The organism is Legionella resiliens (assembly GCF_021344005.1).
Classification (GTDB): Bacteria; Pseudomonadota; Gammaproteobacteria; order Legionellales; family Legionellaceae; genus Legionella; species Legionella resiliens.
The window spans coordinates 736,333-755,492 of the sequence record NZ_JAJTND010000001.1 but is presented as its reverse complement, the minus strand read 5'-3'; the positions used below and the strand labels follow the sequence as shown (position 1 = coordinate 755,492).

Below are 19,160 nucleotides of genomic sequence, written 5' to 3'. Positions count from 1 at the left end.
GATGACGAATAACTATGAGCAGTTTGAGCAACGCAAACAAGATCACATCAAATTGGCCTTAATGCCTGAAAATCAAACCACAGAACTGAGTACTTTTGATAGCATCAATCTTATTCATGATGCCTTGCCTGATTTGAATTTTGATGAAATCAGCATCAAAGGCTCCCGATTTGGTCAAGTAGTTGAGAAACCTTTTCTTATTAGCTCCATGACTGCCGGCCATCGCCGTGCAAAACACATCAACCATAACCTGATTGAGGCATGTGCATTGAATGGTTGGGCGATGGGGGTAGGCTCACAACGACGCGAACTTACTGATCCTAAAGCGGCATTTGAGTGGCAAGATTTGCGTAGGAACTTCCCTCAAGTGAGCTTGTACAGCAATTTAGGAATAGCACAGTTAATCACTACGTCAATTAATGAGATTCAGCGCTTAACGGATGCCTTGCAAGCCGATGCATTAATAATCCACTGTAATCCACTACAAGAATGCATGCAGCCCGAAGGCACGACTACCTATAAAGGGTGCTGGCAGGCCTTGGCAGACTTAGTTAAAAAACTACCCAGACCGATCATCGTTAAAGAAACCGGTTGTGGTTTTTCTCATGCAACGATGATGCGCTTAAATGAGATCGGCATCGCTGCGATTGATGTAGGCGGCCTGGGAGGAACGCACTGGGGACGAATTGAGGGACGGAGAGCCGTTCATGACCCAATTCGTCAACACGCCGCAGTTACCTTTCGCAACTGGGGAATTGATACCGTAACTTCAGTAAAACAAGCTGTAGCACTAAAACCTTCTTTCGAAATTTGGGGTTCAGGTGGTGTCGTAAATGGCTTAAATGCCGCTAAGCTTTTTGCGCTTGGTGCAACAAGCGTTGGCTATGCACGGCCTTTGCTCGAAGCTGCCCTAGAATCTTCTGAACAAGTGAGCCTATGTATGCAAACAATTGAGTATGAATTAAAAGTCGCTATGTTTTGTACTGGGAGTCGCGTTCTAACTGACTTGCCCCAAAAATTGGGGTGATACAAAATTATTCATATTGGGCTAAGCACAGTGCAGCCCAACATGAATTCGAACTCCATTGCCGGGCTTTACACGCTTTCAACAGCTATTTTGTGCCTCAATTTTTAGTTCTCCTCGCCGCATAACAGTAGCGATGGGAAACAAAACATGATACTTATGAATTAGTAGTAGCAATAATGAAGCTAAAATAAATTCAGAGAAGTTAATTACACCTAAATAAGGGATATTTAACTCTGTCAGAAAAAATGCCAGCAAAAAACCTTGCTGTGATAAGAAATAAATATTTAATCCCAATCGATAATAGAAAAACTGTATAAAACACGTCAATAAACAAATAATAAAAGTACCCAAACATACTATCAGGTAGCTATCAGAATAATTTAAAAGGCCTATCAAGCCAGGTAAAGAAGAAAACTTTGTTCCTGTCTTTAAATTCAGATAACTCTGAGATACTTTTGAATAAAGACTGACTTTTTGCGTTGGTTTTTGAACAATTGCCTTTTTAAACAAATCCCATCCAGTATGTGGATAAGCAGTTGTAGCTAAAATACCTTCTATTCCTACCCATCGGCTAATAGGTAGGGACTTTAGTTGTTGCAATTGGAATTTCAGATTTGATTTATTATGTACCATCAATTTTTTAAGTGTTAATTGATCAGAGCGTTTCTTGGGCTTACTTGCTCTTTTTCTGTTCTCGTTTTTACTCGCTTTACCATTTCTCTCTGATTTATTCGCTTTTTTGACAGTAGATGTCGTTTTATGCGATGAGGGGCTATAAAAATAATAACTTCGTAACATGCTCACAGCACCCAATGAGATAATTGCGAGGACAAAATACGTGATTACTAGTTTTTTATATTGGGTGAATAGAGACGAAAAATTCTCTTTAAATAAGATATAAAAGCAAGGAATTATCCACATGATTAAAATAGAGCGGCTTAAAGTAGTTATTGAGATCAAACATGCAATAATTATTGCATAATGCCAATTTCTATAATTTTGTGCTAAAGCATCCAAACCCATAAGATAGGCTAGCAATAAAGGTAAAAAAAAGATTAAGGCCCAGGATAACAGAAAATTTATATGGCAAGGAAAAATGACCGCAGGCGAAAGGCCTATCATATAAAAATGAGTTTTGAAATTAATGAAGCTTATTCCTAAACTAATAGAAAGTAATAAAATCCAAATTTTTTTGGGGCTCTTCAGATACCATCCAGGCACTTCTACTTGGTTTTTTAATGACTGAATTCCATGATTGCTATAAAAGCGACGGTAGAGATAAAAAACAAAATCGGCTGCAAGAATACCTAAAGCTGCATAACTTGCAACCATTAAAGCATTGTCCCAATATAATCCCAAGTTATGAACATCGTTCCAAAAACCGGTAGGCTCTACAAATTCCACTCTTAGCACTAAATAAAACATTAACTTCAGCCAAACGCCCAAAAATAACATGATTTTTAAGTAGAAAAATATATAGCTTTGCGAAAGAGATAAGCTTGAAATTAATACTGTCAGCCACATGACGTCAAATACGAAATAATAAAAGTCAGACCCTTTGTAACTGGCAACACCAAATAAAGAGAAAAAAAACAAAACCATTATTAAAATGATTGAATACTTCATTGATATCAATTTGCTTTGCATTTTTTCTCTCCATCTCACTTCGTGAAGTGCGTCAGTGAAACTAGGAAATAATCCTTAAATGATTTTATATTGGTATTGCACGCACGCTCACGATCTTCAGAATATCCATGTAAGTCATATACTGTTGCGGGGTTTCTATACCTCAGTTTCCAGTTTTCTTTGCTAACAGCAATTTTCCTATGCCTTGATCAAATATATTTCTTATTACCCTAAAACATCGATGCAAACTTTTATTAAAAAGTGCATTAAAAATGATATGGTATGTATTTATTTTTGTAAGTTTCTGGGGAGCCAGTTTTATAGCTTGCAAAAAATACTTTATCCCCAATTTATATCTCCCTGATCGCCAATGTGTTCTTCCAGAAATTAAATAAGCCTGGCTTAGAATTAATGGCGCTAACTCCAACAATCTATTATCCGTAGTGTCATTTAAAATAGTTGACATTAATTTTACAAACTCATTCGCGCGATCAAGTGAGGTACTTGCAAAACTTGCTGATTGTTCATGCACTCGATGACATCCAAGAACTATAGGCAGCCTTTTAAAAGTTCCTAGTTTCGCCAGTCTTGTATGATATTCAAAGTCGCCAATCAAAGAGTAATTACTATCCCAACCACCAATTTTATTAAATGCAGATTTCAGAAAAAAAGATCCGACAGCAATTGGGGTTCCACCACGAATAAGCATTTGATAATAATCGTAATCAGGTGTAGTAAGTTTTCTTATAACCTTGGATTGATTATCAATCAAAAGATTATCAACGTAGGTTAATACTATGTTTGAATCTTTATTGAACTCAAGCACTGAAAGACTTACTGCGTTCGGCTCCAGCGTATCATCGGCACTCAAATACCCAATAATGGAACCTTTACTCATTGCCCATCCTTTATTCAAGGTTCGAGCTTGTCCCATATTTTCATGCGTTTCATAAAAGAATCGGCCATGATATTTTTTTAAAAAATCAGCTGTTCCATCTGTAGAACCATCATCCAATACAATCAGTTCTATATTAGGATAATCTTGAGCTAAAACACTTTCTATTGCCGCTTCAAGATAAGGGATGGCATTGTATGCAGGTATAACTATTGAAACTAACTGTTCTGCATTATCACCCATGATTTCTCCCTACCCTTAAAATAAAACAAAGAAATACTCATCATAAACAACCAATAAATAAAATAGGTTAGAGCAAAAGCGTAAGTCACTCCTACCAATCCAAATTGTCTTAAAAAAATATGGCCAATAAGTATAAATATTAACCCAATGATGCATTCACCAGCAATGTACTCTTTCGTTTTAGATTTTGCAAGAAATAAGTACGTATAGGTCCACCCTGCTATTTTAAAAAAATCACCGATTAGTTGATACAAAAATAAATTCTCAGCAGGCATAAATGTATCGTCATAAAATATTAAGAGAATTACTTTGCGGGAAATATAAATAATAGACAGCATGACTGCAATTAAGGAAAACAATATCTTTTGAACTCGCCGCATTTCTTCTTTTAAAACAATACTGTCTTCTAATTGAGACAATCTTGGTAAATAATAAGTCGTGAGAATCGTTGTAACAAACAATAAATAAGCATCCGATAATCTGAGCACGGACTGCCAAATGCCAACAGCATCCCATCCATATAAGGCATGAATGTCGTTACGCACAAATACTTGGGATAATGGGACAGTTAGCGTACTTACAATGGTCATCAGCGAATAATTCAATAATTTGACCAACTGTTCTTTTTCAACGCGAAATGAAAATAAATAGCGAAACCATTGTTCACGATAGACAAAAGCACAGGCAATAAGAAAAGTTATGCCCTGAGATAAAACAAAAGCACCGAGTGCCCCTTTTAGCTTATAATAGTGTGTAAAGAAAGCAATTAGAATGAGACTCACAATACTGCTTAACACATTGACGCAAACCAATAATTTTATTTTGCCCAACCCATTAATAACAGACGTTATCAAGAGATACATTGCAGTAAAAGCTTGCGCTACCAATAACCATTGAAACACATAGAGATAATTTGTTGCCCCTAAAAATAGATGCGCAAGAGAAGAGCCAAAAAGAAGGGTGGAGCCGATTACCAGACAGGAACAAAGTAGAGTATAACAAAAAGCTGTAGATAAAAATGGATAAAACTTTTCTGGTAAATTAGTATACTCCGCGGCGTATTTAATGACTCCTAATGTAAGCCCCCCTCCAGCCACTACTGAAATAACATTAGCAATAGCCATAAACTGCCCTAATACACCAACCCCTTTTGGACCAGTATAAAGAGCCACTATTTTCAAAGATAGAACACCGATGAGAACTTTAATAAATGTAGAAGCACCCGATAAAATTGATGTTTGGACTAATTTACCTTTCATCTTACGATCTCTTGGAATCTATCATAGGTATCCCCCTGTAGTGTGGTTTACAAGGAAATCCTCTTTAAACACAGTTATTTTCGTGGGAATTATCCTGTTTTTTTCCCCAAAATAACATCTCTTCAACAACTTCATCCCAAGTTTTTAAATGGCGAGCAGAAATATTCTCTTTTTTAATATGAAGCATTGTTCTTTGCAAATTTTCAATAGACAGCGTTTCAAAACTCATTCCCTTCAATAATTCTCTATGAGGACCTATATCTGAAATATATGATTCATCGGCAAGGAAGACTCCTTCTGATACACCGTTAGAAGAGTTCTCAATGTGAGTGGTTGAAATGTAATACTTTGTCTTCAAGAGACTATTGAGCACCTCTTCTCTTGGTACAAAACCCTTGATGATAATATTCTTATTCGATTTCAGACTGGCAGGAATAGACTTTTCATCACCAATTATTATCAATTTCAATTCAGGATTATTTTTTCTAAGGCTTTCATATACATGGAACGAATCTTCTACCGCTTTATAGCGGTAGGTTCCAATAACCGTTGCAATGTTGTCTCTTTCTTTTGGTAGTTCTTTTAAATTTAAAAATGATAGCTCTTTATCACTGCCATTCATGGATAAAAACTTTCTTGATGAATATTTATCATCAATAAAACTTAAAGAAAAATTTGATTCTGCAGAAATTACATCCGCATGTGCGAAATTCTTTTTAATCCTTGCACCTAGGCAGGTAAATTTCAATTTGTCAAATAAAGATAATGGAATATTACGCGTGCACAGAGGTAAAATATTACTTAAATGAAACCAATTTATTTTTCCAAATTTATAATATATAGGAATACCATATGAATAATAAAATTCTGGGGTCCCTATTTGTTTTTGAAAGTCTTTTAAATAAAAACAATCATTGAATAACCTTTGCAACTTTGATTGTTTTATAATGATGTACTGATTATTAGGGAATTGTTTCACCAAATACTGACAGAGCGGATGAATGATAAAGTAAGCGCCTCCATTTTGGTTAAACCACTTTGCATAAGCGACAAGCCTGTTTACCCCTCCGCCCAGATATGAGACTGAAAAATTAAAAAGGAACTTACTCTTTAGCATAAGCTAACCTTACTTAATAGTTGCTGTTCCAAATATGAAAAAGCTGAGATGTATTGATGTTGTCCAAGACATTTTTCCGCTAACGTAACATTCGCTACAGAAACACTTATTTCATTGACATTATCTGCATAATCCACTTTCAAAGAAATACCTTTACTTTGTAACGCTGCAATCAGTGTACTTGTTGAAATGCCTTGGCCGCTGGCAATATTTAAAACAGGAATACCCGTTACGCTAACTAATCGTGCATAAGCCCAAACGATATCATCAACATGAATATAATCACGTATGGCTTGCCCTTTATTAAATAATGTGATTTTCTTTTCTGAAAAGTAGGCATCAATTAAGCGATAAATCATTGAAAAGGTATCATCTTGCCCACCGAATATATTGAAAATTCGCGCAATGGTATATTCAATTTTATATTTGTTGCAATAAAATGAAATTAATTGTTCGCAAGCAAATTTTAAAGCGCCATGTATATTCATAGGCGATACAGACATTGTTTCAAGGCAATTTTCATTGGAATTAGCGCCATATACGGAGCTGCTGCTTGTATAAATTATTTTGTTAATTTTTGCTGCATTGGCACTAAGAATGTCCAAAATAATTGCAAGGCGTGTAATGGAGTTTTTTACTATTGTCTCGGCGTTTACTGTGAACAGTTCCGTTGACTTTTGAAAACAATTTAAAATGACGTTACAACGATCCGCGTTATTAATATGCTCAATTAATAATAATGGTGTCGCTACAATGTCGGCTGAAGAAAGCAACACACAATGAGTTTTGCCTAATTTTTTTAGTAATGCATTCGAAAGATTACCTCGTCCAATAATGACTGTTTTCATTATCTTGCTCCAAAACCAGTGAATATAACTCTTATGGTTTTTAAAATGATTTGAGCGTCCAATAAAAGCGACAAATTCTTCACATATTCTAAATCGTAAGATACTTTAATTTTTGTGGCATCTTCAGAATCCGCATACCCCATTTTAACTTGGGCATAACCAGTTATTCCGGGTTTAACGAGGTGTCTTACATTATAATCTGCAATGGTTTCATTATATTTTTCAGCAAGTTGCATGGGTTCAGGTCTAGGGCCAATTAAGCTCATATTCCCTATTAATATATTTAAAAACTGCGGTAATTCATCAAGCCGATGTTTGCGAATAATTTGGCCAAACTTAGTTACCCTGGGGTCATTTTTTGAGGCATAAACGACTTTTTGATTGTCATTTCGCATCGTTCTAAATTTATACATTCTAAAGGCTTGATTGCCTCTACCCATTCGGTCTTGGATAAAGAAAATAGGACGCCCCATAGTAATTAAAATAATAAAAGAAATAATGAAAAAGACAGGGCTTAATAGAATTAAGATGCACAAAGAAAAAACTCTTTCAAGAAAAGAACGAAAAAAAAGGTAAAACTTAACGCGTCCTTTTAAACGGTCCATATATCAAAAATCTCTTTACCCAGAAAACAGGGGGATAGGGTATACTGAGTGACTCCATAGTTCAAGTAAGTATTTCACTTTACAATGTATCTTTGGGTTAATTTTGATGAGTAAAAATCTTTGTAAGCGGATAAATAAAGAATTTACGGGAATTGTGCTCACTATGACTACAAAATTAAAGCTCGTGTTATGTTTCCTTGATTATTATGGGTTCAAAAAATAGTATGCTATGACTGCTTCTATTTTAAGGGTTAGGGCTTGTTTTTTGATGGTTTTATTTCTAGTATGTGCCTACTTTATTGAGCTCTATATAGCTTCTTTTTATTAAATTTGGATAAGTGATTTAATGAGGATATTATTAATTTCACAATATTTTTGGCCTGAAACATTTATTATCAATGAGTTAGTTGAAACTTTAACTCATCAAGGTCATACAATAAAGGTATTAACGGGCAAGCCAAATTATCCTAATGGAGAAATCTTTGAGGGATATACAAAAAAAGGAATTGTTTCTGAAAGTTTTATACCCGGTGTTACCGTATTTAGGGTACCACTACGAGGCCGCGGTAAAGGCGGGGCAAAAAATCTTATTTTAAATTACCTGTCGTTTGTTATTAATGGATTGCGTTTTTTTCCTTCTGCGATAAAAGGCGAATCATACGATGTTGTTTTCGCTTTTGGTTTATCCCCCATCACCTCGATAATACCCGCCATTTTCCTAAAATGGCGTTTGAAAAGTCACCTTGCTGTATGGATTCAAGATTTATGGCCAGAGAGTTTAAAAGCCACTGGTTTTATTCGAAATCCATTTCTACTTTGGCTTGTTGGACACTTGGTGCGCGCAATTTATTTTTGTTCCGATACGATTTTAGCCCAGTCGCACGCATTCAAAGCACCTATTTCACGCTATGCAAAAGAAAATAAAATAGTTTATTATCCTAACTCGTATAATGCTCCCAGTAGTACAACAAAGGACGTACCACAAATACCAGAAAATCTGTCGGACGAATTGAACTCCAAATTTTGTGTTGTTTTTGCAGGAAACTTGGGAATTGCTCAGTCATTGCCTACTTTAGTAGATGCAGCAGAGCAATTGCAGGATTTACCCGATTTTCGTTTGGTTTTTGTAGGTAGCGGTAGTATGTCTGAATGGCTCAGTCAGCAAAAAAAAGAAAAAAAGCTAGATAACATTATACTAGCAGGTAGATTTCCTGCCGTGGAAATGCCGCATATATTCAGTCGTGCAGCAGCATTGCTTGTAAGTTTAAAAAAGGATGAAATCTTTTCTTATACCATCCCAAGTAAAATTCAGGCTTATTTGGCTGCAGGAAAGCCAATCATTGCAGCTCTGGATGGGGAGGCTGCACGTGTTATTGAAAGAGCGAAAGCAGGTTTGACCTGTCCTTCTGAAGATTCCCAAGGGCTTGCTCAATGTATCCGGACGATTTATAAGCTGAGTTCAGTAGCGCGTAATGAAATGGGAGCGTCAGGAAGAGCTTATTTTCTCGAGAACTTTAACATGCCAACTCAAGCAAATAAGCTAATTGAGATTTTAAATGAGAGGATTAAAACAGCAAAATGATGAACAAAAAGATTTTAGTTTTAGGCGCTACAGGAATGCTGGGAAATGCTGTATTTAGATTTTTAAGTGCCAATCAACAGTTTCAAGTATTCGCAACAATGCGTAATACCCACGACAAACGCTTTTTTGAAACTGGATTACACGATCACATCATAACTAATGTAGATGTACTTAATAATGATGCGTTGATGGATGTCTTTGCCAAAGTTAATCCTGATGTTGTCATTAATTGCATTGGCTTAATTAAACAACACGCTACAGCAAAGGATCCATTAATAACACTACCTATCAATGCATTATTGCCACATCGCCTGGTTAAATTATGTACTTTATCCGCCGCACGTTTAATCCATATAAGTACTGATTGTGTTTTTTCTGGACAAAAAGGGATGTATAAAGAAACCGATTTGTCTGATGCTGAAGATTTATATGGAAAATCTAAATTTATTGGCGAATTAAATGATTTTTCAAATGCCGTTACACTTAGGACATCCATCATTGGCCATGAATTAAATAGTAATTACGCATTAATTGATTGGTTTTTATCGCAACAGGGAAGCATAAAAGGATATAAAAAAGCAATTTTTTCTGGTGTACCAACAATCGAGTTAGCTCAAGTGATTGCTGAATTTGTTCTGCCAAATAATAACCTTTCAGGTTTATACCATGTATCAGCAGATCCAATTGACAAATATACCTTACTTAAATTAGTAGCAGAGACCTACGGAAAAGTAATTGATATTATACCTGATGAGCAGTTATGTATTGACCGCTCACTTGATTCAACGCGCTTTAAAGAGGCTAGTGGCTACATTCCTCCTTCTTGGCCGGATTTAATTTTGAAAATGAAGGCTTTTAACAGTTTAAATTTTGGATAATAAATCTCATGTTTGACAATAAAATATTAATGATTACTGGGGGAACGGGTTCGTTTGGGCATACTGTACTTAAGCGTTTCCTGGATACAAATGTAAAAGAAATTCGCGTTTTTAGCCGAGATGAAAAAAAACAAGAAGATATGCGCATTGCTTTATCCAACGATAAAGTCAAATTTTATCTTGGTGATGTACGTGATTATGAAAGTTTGAGACATGCGACAGCAGGGGTAGATTATATATTTCATGCTGCAGCATTAAAACAGGTTCCTTCTTGTGAATTTTACCCCATGGAAGCAGTTAAAACGAATGTCCTTGGAACTGAGAATGTTCTAAACTCAGCGATTGCAAATGGCGTAAAACGTGTGGTGGTTTTGAGTACAGATAAAGCAGTATATCCAATTAATGCAATGGGAATGTCCAAGGCAATTGCAGAAAAAATTATGATTGCGAAATCGCGGATGATACCTGACTCAGGCCCCCTCATTTGTGCAACCCGTTATGGTAATGTAATGGCGTCCAGAGGCTCTGTCATTCCTCTTTTTATTAATCAGATAAAATCCAGAGAACCTTTAACCATTACTGATGCGAATATGACTCGTTTTCTGATGTCACTCGAAGACTCTGTGGATTTAGTATTGTATGCATTTCAATATGCCCAACAAGGCGATATTTTTGTACAAAAATCACCCGCTTCCACAATCGGCGAGCTCGCTCAGGCATTAAAAGAATTATTTAATTACGATAAGCCGATAAAGATTATTGGTACACGCCATGGCGAAAAGCTTTATGAGTCATTAGTTTCACGAGAAGAAATGGCCAAAGCAGAAGATTTACAACGTTATTATCGCATCCCTGCTGATAATCGCGATTTGAATTATAAGAAATACTTTGTTGAAGGCGAAGAGCATATTTCTGAATCGGATGATTACACGTCTCATAATACTGAGAGATTGGATGTAGAAGGTATAAAGAAACTGCTATTACAGCTCGATTATGTTAGGAATGAACTTCTATGATAAAGGTAATGAGTATAGTCGGTACACGGCCTGAATTAATCAAAATGAGTCGGGTTATTGCAGAATTGGATAATCAAGTTCAGCACATATTAGTTCACTCAGGTCAAAATTATGATTATGAATTAAATCAAATATTTTTTGAGGACCTTGAAATACGTAAGCCAGATTATTTCTTGGGAGTCACAGGTGAAACTGCAGCCAAAGCAATTGCTGATGTCATCTCTAAAGCAGATGATGTGTTAGCAGCAGAAAATCCCGATGCTGTATTGTTTTATGGGGATACCAATACCTGCTTGGCAGTAATTGCTGCCAAAAGAAAAAAAATACCCGTCTTTCATATGGAAGCAGGTAATCGTTGTTTTGATCAGCGAGTTCCCGAGGAATTAAATCGAAAAGTTCTTGATCATTTAAGTGATATCAATATGGTCTTGACTGAACATGCCCGCCGTTATCTGATTTCTGAAGGCATCAGACCAGAAACTATAATTAAAACCGGCTCCCATATGCACGAGGTATTGGAGCATTATAAGTCCAAAATTCTGGCTTCAGATGTTTTAGTTCGTGAGCGTTTAACAGAAAATAAATATTTTATTGTGAGCGCACATCGAGAGGAAAATGTAGATACTCCGGAAAACTTACATGATCTTCTTGAAACCCTAAAAACACTTGCTGAAACCTATAGATATCCAATTATTGTTTCCACCCATCCACGCACACAGAAACGCTTAGAGGCTTTTAGTGACTATAGGGATCATGAATTAATTCGTTTTGTTAAACCTTTTGGCTTTCTTGATTACATTAAGTTACAAATGAATGCTTTTTGTATCTTGTCCGATAGCGGCACGATTACTGAGGAATCTTCCCTGCTGAATTTACCCGCAGTAATGATTCGTTATGCACATGAGCGGCCGGAAGGAATGGACGCTGGAACATTGATTATGAGTGGATTAAAAAAAGACAAGGTTTTGGATGCGGTACGCGTAGTCACCAGTCAAAACGATTCCACACAGCGCATAATCCCTGTAGTTTCTGATTACCAGGATAGAGGGGCCGTATCGAAACAGGTAGTTAGGATTGTATTAAGTTATATCGATTACATCAATCGTACCGTATGGTCTAAAAATTAGGGGCCTGATGGTCTAACAGCGAAAAATAAAATTAAAGATTTATAATGGGTTTGATGTTACCATTACGTATTTTATTAAGATTTATTAAAGGTGCATAGTATGCAATTTATTTTAGCATTCTCATTTCTCATCTGGTTTACTGATGCCTATGCATATTTAGATCCAGGAACAGGCAGTTTATTTATTCAGTCAACCATCGCCGCAATCGCTGGAGGGATTTTTATACTAAAAACATATTGGCATAAGCTGAAGGCAAAGTTATTTTCAAAAAGGGAAAAAGCTAAAGATGCAAATGATGGTGAATAATTGCAGTGAGCAGGTTTATAAAAAAAATGCGCATAAATCATCGTTCCGCGATCCCGGTAATCAGGTTTATAAAATAAACCATGAGATTTATCGTCAAATTAATCAGTCAGGATACTCTGATTACCAACAATTAATGCAATCAGGACTTTATGATAAACTCCAGTCACTGAACTATCTTATTCCACACCGTGAAGTTTCAATTGATTTTGCCTTAGATGAGCACGCATTAGTTGTTTTAAAGCCCGATAAAATTGCATTCATTTCTTATTGTTATGAATGGTCTTTTTCACAGTTTAAAGATGCGGCGTTGTTGACGCTTGCAGTTGCAAAAATTGCCATTCAATATGGGATGATTCTAAAGGATGCAAGTGCTTATAATATTCAGTTTCATCAGGGTAAGCCGATTTTCATTGATACAGGTTCTTTTACACTCTATGAGGAAGGGACTCCTTGGAGCGCTTACAACCAATTTTGTAAGCATTTTTTAGCTCCCTTGTTGCTCATGGCAAAAGTGGATATTCGACTTGGCATATCGATGAAACAGTATATTGATGGCATCCCTCTTGACTTCGCTAGCCAGATGTTGCCTTTTAAAAGTAAGTTTTCTCCTTCTATATTTGCTCATATCCATGCGCATGCAAAATTACAGCAGAAATATGGCGATATCAGTACTGTTAAAATTAGCAAACGTAAAATAACAAAATTAGGTTTATTAGGCTTATTGGAGAACCTGAACTCATTAATTAAAAAATTAGAATGGTCCCCTATTAAAACAGAATGGGGAGACTACTATAATCAGACGAATTACTCTGATGCGGCAACAAAGCATAAGGCCAAGATTATCGAACGATTTATTGCACAAACTCAGGCAAAATTGGTTTGGGATCTGGGAGGTAATAATGGTTATTATAGCCGAATCGCCTCAAGCTTGGGCGCACATGCTATATGCTTCGATATCGACCCAGTTGCAGTGGAAACGAATTATCAAAAAGTAAAAAAAGATAAGAGTGGACTTCTCTTACCCCTCATACAAGATTTAACCAATCCAAGCCCTGCATTAGGCTGGGAACAAAATGAGCGAGGCGGATTACAAGAAAGAGCAAATGCTGATTTAGTGATGGCATTAGCACTTATACATCACTTAGCTATATCCAATAATGTACCTTTAGAGCGTATTGCAGAGTATTTTTCCAATTTAGGTGAGTATTTAATTATTGAGTTTGTCCCTAAAGAGGATTCTCAAGTTCAGCGTCTTTTAGCAAGTAGAGAGGATATTTTTCCACAATATGAGATCAACTCATTTAAAAAATACTTTTTACGCTATTACCTTATCTTAGAAGAATGTCCTGTTTTAGAAACGTGCCGGACAATTTTTTTAATGAAAAGAAGATAATCAGGTAACTCTCGACATATCAAATTATTCTTGTCATTGATATTTGAGATTTAGAATGAGCCACCTATGCTGTCTGTCTATGGGAAAAAACCTGCGGCAGCTTATTTTACTCCTCTAGAAAAGTGCTTTTAAGATATTAAAATAATCCAATGCCTTATTTTTCTGGGCAGAAATCTACTGTCTTTGTATAGAGTATGATCTTTTAACTTTCTTTAAGGCAAAATTGAATTGTTTAAAAAATGCTCCCTGCATCCCTGGTAGCTCAATAAACTTATAAGTACATGAGGCGATTGGAATAAGAAGCCCTATCATTAAAAAGCTCACTAAAAATTTAGGGACAAGATCAGAATATAAAATATTAGGATACACTGCATTATTCACCAGTTTTAATACTAAGTATTGCATTAGATAAAGGCTATAGCTAATTTGTCCTAATGCGACTAAGGCTTTAGATTGCAATAGTTTGGGCTTTCCTAAAACAATACAAATAAAAAGAGAACTTGTTAAAAGGAAATGTTTGTAATTATAAACATCTGGGGTAAAAATTGAGCCTATTAACAAAGGCAATGAAAGACAAGAGAAAAATTTCGATAACTTGATATTAACAGAAAGATTAGGAGAATAATGTACTATTAAAGCAGCAATACTACCCCCAATAAAAAACGGCCAAACCACTTTAGACGAACTGTAAATGTAAAAATCGCGCATTGCCAAAATAATTACAATAATCAGTATGGCGATTCTCTTATTGGTCGAGTATAAAGATATATAGTATAAGACAGGTAAAACTAAATAAAACCTCCACTCATAGCTTAATGACCATGCAATTCCAATCAATTCCATTGCATTGTATTTTTGGAAAACGAGGAGATCATAATTAGGTAAATACAAATCAGTATTGTGACCAATGAAACCGAAACTTAGGACATTGATACATCGGATAAAAGTATCCCAAATAAATACAGGAGTTCCCATGTAATGCAAACTTAATAAAATGGTACATACGGACAAGAAAATATAAAGAGGAACAATTCTAAGAATACGTTTTTTATAAAAAACTGCAGGATTAATTCCACCTTGAAGGGCTTTTTTAGTAAATAAATAGGCGGTCAAAGCAAAAAACATTTGAACACCAAGTCCTCCTATTCGGTTACCTGTAAGAGGAATTCCAGGTATATGCAAGTAAGACAATAAAAATTGATTAACATGACATGCTACTACAGCCAAAGCAGCCATTCCTCTTAATCCTTCCAGGGATTGTTCATTATTGCGGCCCGTATCAACAATATGAAATAATGCTCTCCAAGGAAGTACGCTTAGGAATGCAATAAGAAAAAAAATCGTAAAAAAGAATACTTGGACTATGACGTGAAACATAAATTATCCAATAAATTGTATGACATTATAATATCCGTAAGCACCGCCACTACTTATATCAATCTGGTGTCAAATTGCAGAAAATAAATTTGTACATAATTAAGGGGGGCCTCTTATTATGCATGGGTTGGCTTTATTTTACTAGAACCTTGAGTAGACTGGGTAGGTTAATTAATTTTGAAATATTTAGCCCAACAAAGTTGTTACCGGATATGTTAAGATACCTCCCTCGTTTTTAATTGCTGTTTAAATTAAGTGCATTACTTTTTGGCCAGAATAGGACAATACTAGAACATAGAAATGAAACACTTTTATCCCAATGAGAAAAATAAATGTTAGATACCTTATATAAAAACTGGCGCTATTTATTCATAACCACTTTCTTTTTAACAGCCTTACTCACCGCATTTTTAGCGGATAATAGTATAAATATACTAAGCTCCGAAGCATTATTTAGTTATTTTATATTAATACTAATAAGTCTTATACCCGGATGCATCATGGTTTTTTCGAATGTGTACATCCGAATTTTAGCTGCAACGCTTCTTGTGCTTTTTTTTATAATAAGTCAAATAAAAAGTTTTCCTGCTTTACCTTATGGATTAAAATACCGTTATATAATACTCTTGGCTGCAATTTTTATTGCTTGCATTTTCTATTGCTTACGTCATTATTTAGACAAACTATTGTTTGTCTTTTTTGGAACACTATGGGTAGGAAGCTTTTTTATTTCCAAACATCCTTTAGTGACAGTACACAATTTTAGTCAAACAAAAAATCATGCAAATTTGAAACTTCCTCCTTATATTGAAGTTGTTTTAGATGAGCATATTGGCCTGGAGGGAATATCTCCTAAAGACGATCAGAATAATCTTGCCTCTGTGTTAAAGGATAAATATATCAAGCTAGGTTTTAGAGTATATGGTAAAGCTTATAGCCGAGATTTTCGCTCTATCGCTTCATTTGCAAGTTTTTTAAATTTCAAACCCATTGATGACTTAAAAGATTATATTCTACATAACTATGAGGAAGATAGGCATATTCTCACCCAAAATGCACTTTTTGAAACTCTTTCAAACAAGGGATATGATATCAACGTTATACAAAGCTCCTATTTAGATTTGTGTGCAAAAAGTGAAAACTTTAATTTGGCAAACTGTATAACTTATAAACATACCGCTCCTGTACCTGTAAATCCTGCGCTTCGCTCTAGCACAAAGTCTATTGCAATATTGGAGCAAGTATTTTCTAAATTGCGATTTGATTTTTCCAAACTTAAGAAAAGTAAAATCTGGTCTATGCTTCATTTACCACAATCGGAAAATCAAAGTATATTGACTCCATCTACAGCCACTTACCAAGCGTTTAACGAGGTTGAGAAATTAGCAAAGTCGGTACAAATAAATAATGCTTATTTTATTCACTTACTCTTGCCGCATGCTCCTTATGTATTTAATAAAAATTGTGAATATATTGGCGAAAGTCAAAATAAGACAAAGGCATATTTTGATCAATTGGAGTGCACACACAAATTAATTGGAACATTTTTAAAAACGTTGGAGATAAATGAAAATACTAAAAATAGTATTATTGTAATCCACGGTGATCATGGTTCTCGAATAGAAGAACCGGATATCAGACTAAACTATAAATTTACACCAGAGAATATTATCAAGAATTATAGTGCTTTTTTTGTGGTAAAAAGCCCTTTTAATGAGCCGGGTTATGATCTAGCGACTTTGCCATTAGATTTTTTATTAAAAAGCATTTTTTCTAAAATAGAACAACCAACTCCTGATAACATAAAAAAGACTATATATTTGCGCAGTGGAAAAGATTTTGATCTAGGAAAAAGAATAATGCCTAATTTTTCAAATGGAAGTGTTTTGACTCAAAGTATAAAGAAAGTGTAGCGTTACTGAAGAACGAAGGGCAAGTGTTTTAATTATCGACTTATAAGAGTAACCAAATGTTTCATGTCACAATATTTAAACATGCTTACTGATCCAGCAACCGCAAAAAGTATCGGAATGAAAAAGCTAAAATTGATCCCTGTAAATTCAATGATCAAAACAATTGCGGTGATTGGCATTTTTTGAGCTGCAGCCAGAAAGGCTGCTCCTCCAATAACGGCAAAAGCAGATATAGATACAGAGGCACCTGGCCACAAATAACTCCAGAGAATACCTAAAACGACAGCCATTAAAGCGCCGTTTGCAAGCGAAGGAGTCAGAAGCCCGCCTGAGGCACCAGCTTGTACACTGGTACAGACAATTAAAATTCTAAGTATTAAGACGACAACAGCAATTCCAAGTCCTAACATATTACCGTCAAATCCTAATTGAGCTGCAGAACGCCCATTTCCTATTATCTCTGGAAAATAAATCGCTAATAAACCAATAATGAAAAAATTAAACAAACACGATATGATTATTTTCCAATTTCGTGGTGCTCGGCTTTGGGCCCTATTCGTAATCACTTTAAACCAATAAGCAGAAAAACCAAAAATGGGGCCAGAAAGAATAGCCCAAATGACTATTGGGGAATCAAGTATTAAAGTAGGAATATGATATAAAGACTGATTACCAAGACCAATCCAGGAAATAACCACCGCTATCGCGGACGTAGTGATTGCTGGAATTACTGCAAACCAATGAAAAGAGCTAAGCAGAACTTCTAGAGTAAATAAAGCGCCGCCAAAAGGAACATTATAGACTGCCGCCAATCCCGCTCCTGCAGCACACGCTACAAGTATTTGACTTTCTTTAGGATGCAGCTTCATTTTATTAGTAAACCAACATGCAAAAGTAGCGGCACATTCGCGAGGAGCCACTTCCCGTCCCATAGGAGAACCTAAGGCAACAGTAATAATCTGGAGTAGTACATGGACCAAAGTAGTTTTTATCGGCATGTACGGCCTTGGTGATTTAATTGCATTAGCAATACTTACTAAAGGACTACCATAACGAAAAACTGCCCACCAGCCAAAACCCGCAATGAAACCACACAAAAGAAGAGCGACTACTCTCCTTGGTGCAGTTGAACCAGTAACCACTTCAAGAAAATGCTCATTTCCCAGAATAGGAAGTACGGTATGTTCATAGGCTAAGTGTTGAATAAAATGCAATAATATGGCTAAAAACATCCCTCCAAAACCAGAAACAATCCCGATAAAAATTGTGGCAATAAAAAGATGATGCCATCGGGATGTTAAATGTTTTGTCATGAACTACTCCTTAATTCATAACGGGACTTGATTGTGTATCTTTCCAGCAACTTGCAATTGATGGGCAACAATACGTGTTAAATAATCAAATTCAATATTAACCTTTTGCCCATATTTTAAAAAGCTCAGGGTAGTATTAAGTAATGTGTGTGGAACAAGCATTAATCTAACGCTTTGATTCACAACTGAATTAATCGTTAAGCTTACCCCTTCAACAGTAATACTCCCTTTAGGTATTAAATACAACATCGCGTTTGCATCAAAACCACTTAACTCGACTTCAACAAACTCATTAATGTGCTTTATAGAATGAATTTGAGCAATCGCATCTACATGCCCGCTTACATAATGACCACCAAAACGCGTCGATGCCAGCATGGCCCGTTCCAAATTCACTTCATCACCTACTCTTAGTTCCCCCAAAGTAGTCCTACTCAGCGTTTCGGGGGAAACATCAAAACTTAATTTTGTGTCTTCCAAGGGTAATAAAGTTAAACATACTCCGTTTACAGCAATACTTTCCCCTATTTGCAATTGATTAAAAGCAGATGAAATAACCAACCGATTTGCACCATCATGGTTACTGTTACTCATCACAGTACCTTTTTTTTCAATAATACCGGTAAACATGGTTT

Annotated in this window: 17 protein-coding genes; 8 read left to right on the top strand and 9 right to left on the bottom strand. The window is 35.7% G+C overall.

The features are described from left to right. Nucleotide 1: 1 nt before the first annotated feature. Complete coding sequence (gene fni / locus LXO92_RS03250; RefSeq protein ID WP_182351318.1) at nt 2–1,027, top strand: type 2 isopentenyl-diphosphate Delta-isomerase; 1,026 nt, start codon at nt 2–4, stop codon at nt 1,025–1,027. A 78-nt stretch (nt 1,028–1,105) separates the two neighbouring features. Here the strand turns inward: fni and LXO92_RS03245 are convergent, their stop codons facing one another. From LXO92_RS03245 to LXO92_RS03220, 6 genes are all read right to left on the bottom strand, one after another. Further along, entirely contained in the window at nt 1,106–2,674 is a 1,569-nt protein-coding gene (locus LXO92_RS03245) for a hypothetical protein (RefSeq protein WP_182351317.1), read from the bottom strand. 142 nt (nt 2,675–2,816) lie between these two features. Further along, complete coding sequence (locus tag LXO92_RS03240; protein WP_182351316.1) at nt 2,817–3,791, bottom strand: glycosyltransferase; 975 nt, start codon at nt 3,789–3,791, stop codon at nt 2,817–2,819. After that, complete coding sequence (locus LXO92_RS03235; protein WP_182351315.1) at nt 3,767–5,050, bottom strand: O-antigen translocase; 1,284 nt, start codon at nt 5,048–5,050, stop codon at nt 3,767–3,769. Before LXO92_RS03235 ends, LXO92_RS03240 begins: the two co-directional genes overlap by 25 nt. Before the next feature lie 64 nt (nt 5,051–5,114). After that, a complete protein-coding gene (locus LXO92_RS03230) occupies nt 5,115–6,167 on the bottom strand; it encodes a glycosyltransferase family protein (protein ID WP_232890383.1) in 1,053 nt (350 codons plus the stop codon). Then, the gene (locus LXO92_RS03225; RefSeq protein WP_232890382.1) at nt 6,161–7,015 is read right to left on the bottom strand and encodes an NAD-dependent epimerase/dehydratase family protein; all 855 of its coding nucleotides are present in this window, start codon (nt 7,013–7,015) and stop codon (nt 6,161–6,163) included. Before LXO92_RS03225 ends, LXO92_RS03230 begins: the two co-directional genes overlap by 7 nt. Next, nucleotides 7,015–7,620 (bottom strand): sugar transferase, encoded by a 606-nt coding sequence (locus LXO92_RS03220; RefSeq protein ID WP_182351312.1) that lies wholly within the window; start codon nt 7,618–7,620, stop codon nt 7,015–7,017. Before LXO92_RS03220 ends, LXO92_RS03225 begins: the two co-directional genes overlap by 1 nt. Before the next feature lie 346 nt (nt 7,621–7,966). On the opposite strand from LXO92_RS03220, the gene LXO92_RS03215 reads away from it, so the two are divergent. From LXO92_RS03215 to LXO92_RS03190, 6 genes are all read left to right on the top strand, one after another. Continuing rightward, nucleotides 7,967–9,202, top strand: a complete 1,236-nt coding sequence (locus LXO92_RS03215) for a glycosyltransferase family 4 protein (protein ID WP_232890381.1) — start codon at nt 7,967–7,969, stop codon at nt 9,200–9,202. Further along, nucleotides 9,199–10,080 (top strand): dTDP-4-dehydrorhamnose reductase family protein, encoded by an 882-nt coding sequence (locus tag LXO92_RS03210; RefSeq protein WP_232890380.1) that lies wholly within the window; start codon nt 9,199–9,201, stop codon nt 10,078–10,080. Before LXO92_RS03215 ends, LXO92_RS03210 begins: the two co-directional genes overlap by 4 nt. An 8-nt stretch (nt 10,081–10,088) precedes the next feature. Further along, nucleotides 10,089–11,096 carry a polysaccharide biosynthesis protein gene (locus tag LXO92_RS03205; RefSeq protein WP_182351310.1) on the top strand — a complete coding sequence of 336 codons (1,008 nt, stop codon included), beginning with the start codon at nt 10,089–10,091 and terminating at the stop codon, nt 11,094–11,096. Further along, the gene (wecB, locus tag LXO92_RS03200) at nt 11,093–12,223 is read left to right on the top strand and encodes a non-hydrolyzing UDP-N-acetylglucosamine 2-epimerase (RefSeq protein ID WP_182351309.1); all 1,131 of its coding nucleotides are present in this window, start codon (nt 11,093–11,095) and stop codon (nt 12,221–12,223) included. The genes LXO92_RS03205 and wecB overlap by 4 nt, the downstream gene beginning before the upstream one ends. Nucleotides 12,224–12,322: 99 nt before the next feature. Beyond that, nucleotides 12,323–12,529 carry a hypothetical protein gene (locus tag LXO92_RS03195; RefSeq protein ID WP_182351308.1) on the top strand — a complete coding sequence of 69 codons (207 nt, stop codon included), beginning with the start codon at nt 12,323–12,325 and terminating at the stop codon, nt 12,527–12,529. After that, nucleotides 12,516–13,922: a class I SAM-dependent methyltransferase gene (locus LXO92_RS03190; protein ID WP_182351307.1), complete on the top strand. Its 1,407-nt coding sequence runs from the start codon at nt 12,516–12,518 to the stop codon at nt 13,920–13,922. Before LXO92_RS03195 ends, LXO92_RS03190 begins: the two co-directional genes overlap by 14 nt. Nucleotides 13,923–14,096: 174 nt before the next feature. Here the strand turns inward: LXO92_RS03190 and LXO92_RS03185 are convergent, their stop codons facing one another. After that, a complete protein-coding gene (locus tag LXO92_RS03185) occupies nt 14,097–15,299 on the bottom strand; it encodes an acyltransferase family protein (RefSeq protein WP_182351306.1) in 1,203 nt (400 codons plus the stop codon). A gap of 332 nt (nt 15,300–15,631) precedes the next feature. Here LXO92_RS03185 and LXO92_RS03180 point away from each other — a divergent pair, with 332 nt between their 5' ends. Next, nucleotides 15,632–17,212: a sulfatase-like hydrolase/transferase gene (locus LXO92_RS03180; RefSeq protein WP_182351305.1), complete on the top strand. Its 1,581-nt coding sequence runs from the start codon at nt 15,632–15,634 to the stop codon at nt 17,210–17,212. Between the two features lie 32 nt (nt 17,213–17,244). On the opposite strand, the gene LXO92_RS03175 is transcribed toward LXO92_RS03180, so the two are convergent. Together LXO92_RS03175 and ribE are read right to left on the bottom strand one after the other, a co-directional pair. After that, complete coding sequence (locus LXO92_RS03175; RefSeq protein ID WP_182351304.1) at nt 17,245–18,525, bottom strand: chloride channel protein; 1,281 nt, start codon at nt 18,523–18,525, stop codon at nt 17,245–17,247. A gap of 15 nt (nt 18,526–18,540) precedes the next feature. Then, entirely contained in the window at nt 18,541–19,155 is a 615-nt protein-coding gene (gene ribE / locus LXO92_RS03170) for a riboflavin synthase (protein ID WP_232890379.1), read from the bottom strand. Nucleotides 19,156–19,160: the final 5 nt, after the last annotated feature.

Coding starts and splice junctions, on each gene's coding strand:
- LXO92_RS03225 (WP_232890382.1), bottom strand. CDS start 7,015: ATGAAAACAGTCATTATTGGACGAGGTAATCTTTCGAATGCATTACTA.
- ribE (WP_232890379.1), bottom strand. CDS start 19,155: ATGTTTACCGGTATTATTGAAAAAAAAGGTACTGTGATGAGTAACAGT.
- LXO92_RS03175 (WP_182351304.1), bottom strand. CDS start 18,525: ATGACAAAACATTTAACATCCCGATGGCATCATCTTTTTATTGCCACA.
- LXO92_RS03180 (WP_182351305.1), top strand. CDS start 15,632: ATGTTAGATACCTTATATAAAAACTGGCGCTATTTATTCATAACCACT.
- LXO92_RS03240 (WP_182351316.1), bottom strand. CDS start 3,791: ATGGGTGATAATGCAGAACAGTTAGTTTCAATAGTTATACCTGCATAC.
- LXO92_RS03195 (WP_182351308.1), top strand. CDS start 12,323: ATGCAATTTATTTTAGCATTCTCATTTCTCATCTGGTTTACTGATGCC.
- wecB (WP_182351309.1), top strand. CDS start 11,093: ATGATAAAGGTAATGAGTATAGTCGGTACACGGCCTGAATTAATCAAA.
- LXO92_RS03230 (WP_232890383.1), bottom strand. CDS start 6,167: ATGCTAAAGAGTAAGTTCCTTTTTAATTTTTCAGTCTCATATCTGGGC.
- LXO92_RS03190 (WP_182351307.1), top strand. CDS start 12,516: ATGATGGTGAATAATTGCAGTGAGCAGGTTTATAAAAAAAATGCGCAT.
- fni (WP_182351318.1), top strand. CDS start 2: ATGACGAATAACTATGAGCAGTTTGAGCAACGCAAACAAGATCACATC.
- LXO92_RS03210 (WP_232890380.1), top strand. CDS start 9,199: ATGATGAACAAAAAGATTTTAGTTTTAGGCGCTACAGGAATGCTGGGA.
- LXO92_RS03235 (WP_182351315.1), bottom strand. CDS start 5,050: ATGAAAGGTAAATTAGTCCAAACATCAATTTTATCGGGTGCTTCTACA.
- LXO92_RS03185 (WP_182351306.1), bottom strand. CDS start 15,299: ATGTTTCACGTCATAGTCCAAGTATTCTTTTTTACGATTTTTTTTCTT.
- LXO92_RS03215 (WP_232890381.1), top strand. CDS start 7,967: ATGAGGATATTATTAATTTCACAATATTTTTGGCCTGAAACATTTATT.
- LXO92_RS03220 (WP_182351312.1), bottom strand. CDS start 7,620: ATGGACCGTTTAAAAGGACGCGTTAAGTTTTACCTTTTTTTTCGTTCT.
- LXO92_RS03245 (WP_182351317.1), bottom strand. CDS start 2,674: ATGCAAAGCAAATTGATATCAATGAAGTATTCAATCATTTTAATAATG.
- LXO92_RS03205 (WP_182351310.1), top strand. CDS start 10,089: ATGTTTGACAATAAAATATTAATGATTACTGGGGGAACGGGTTCGTTT.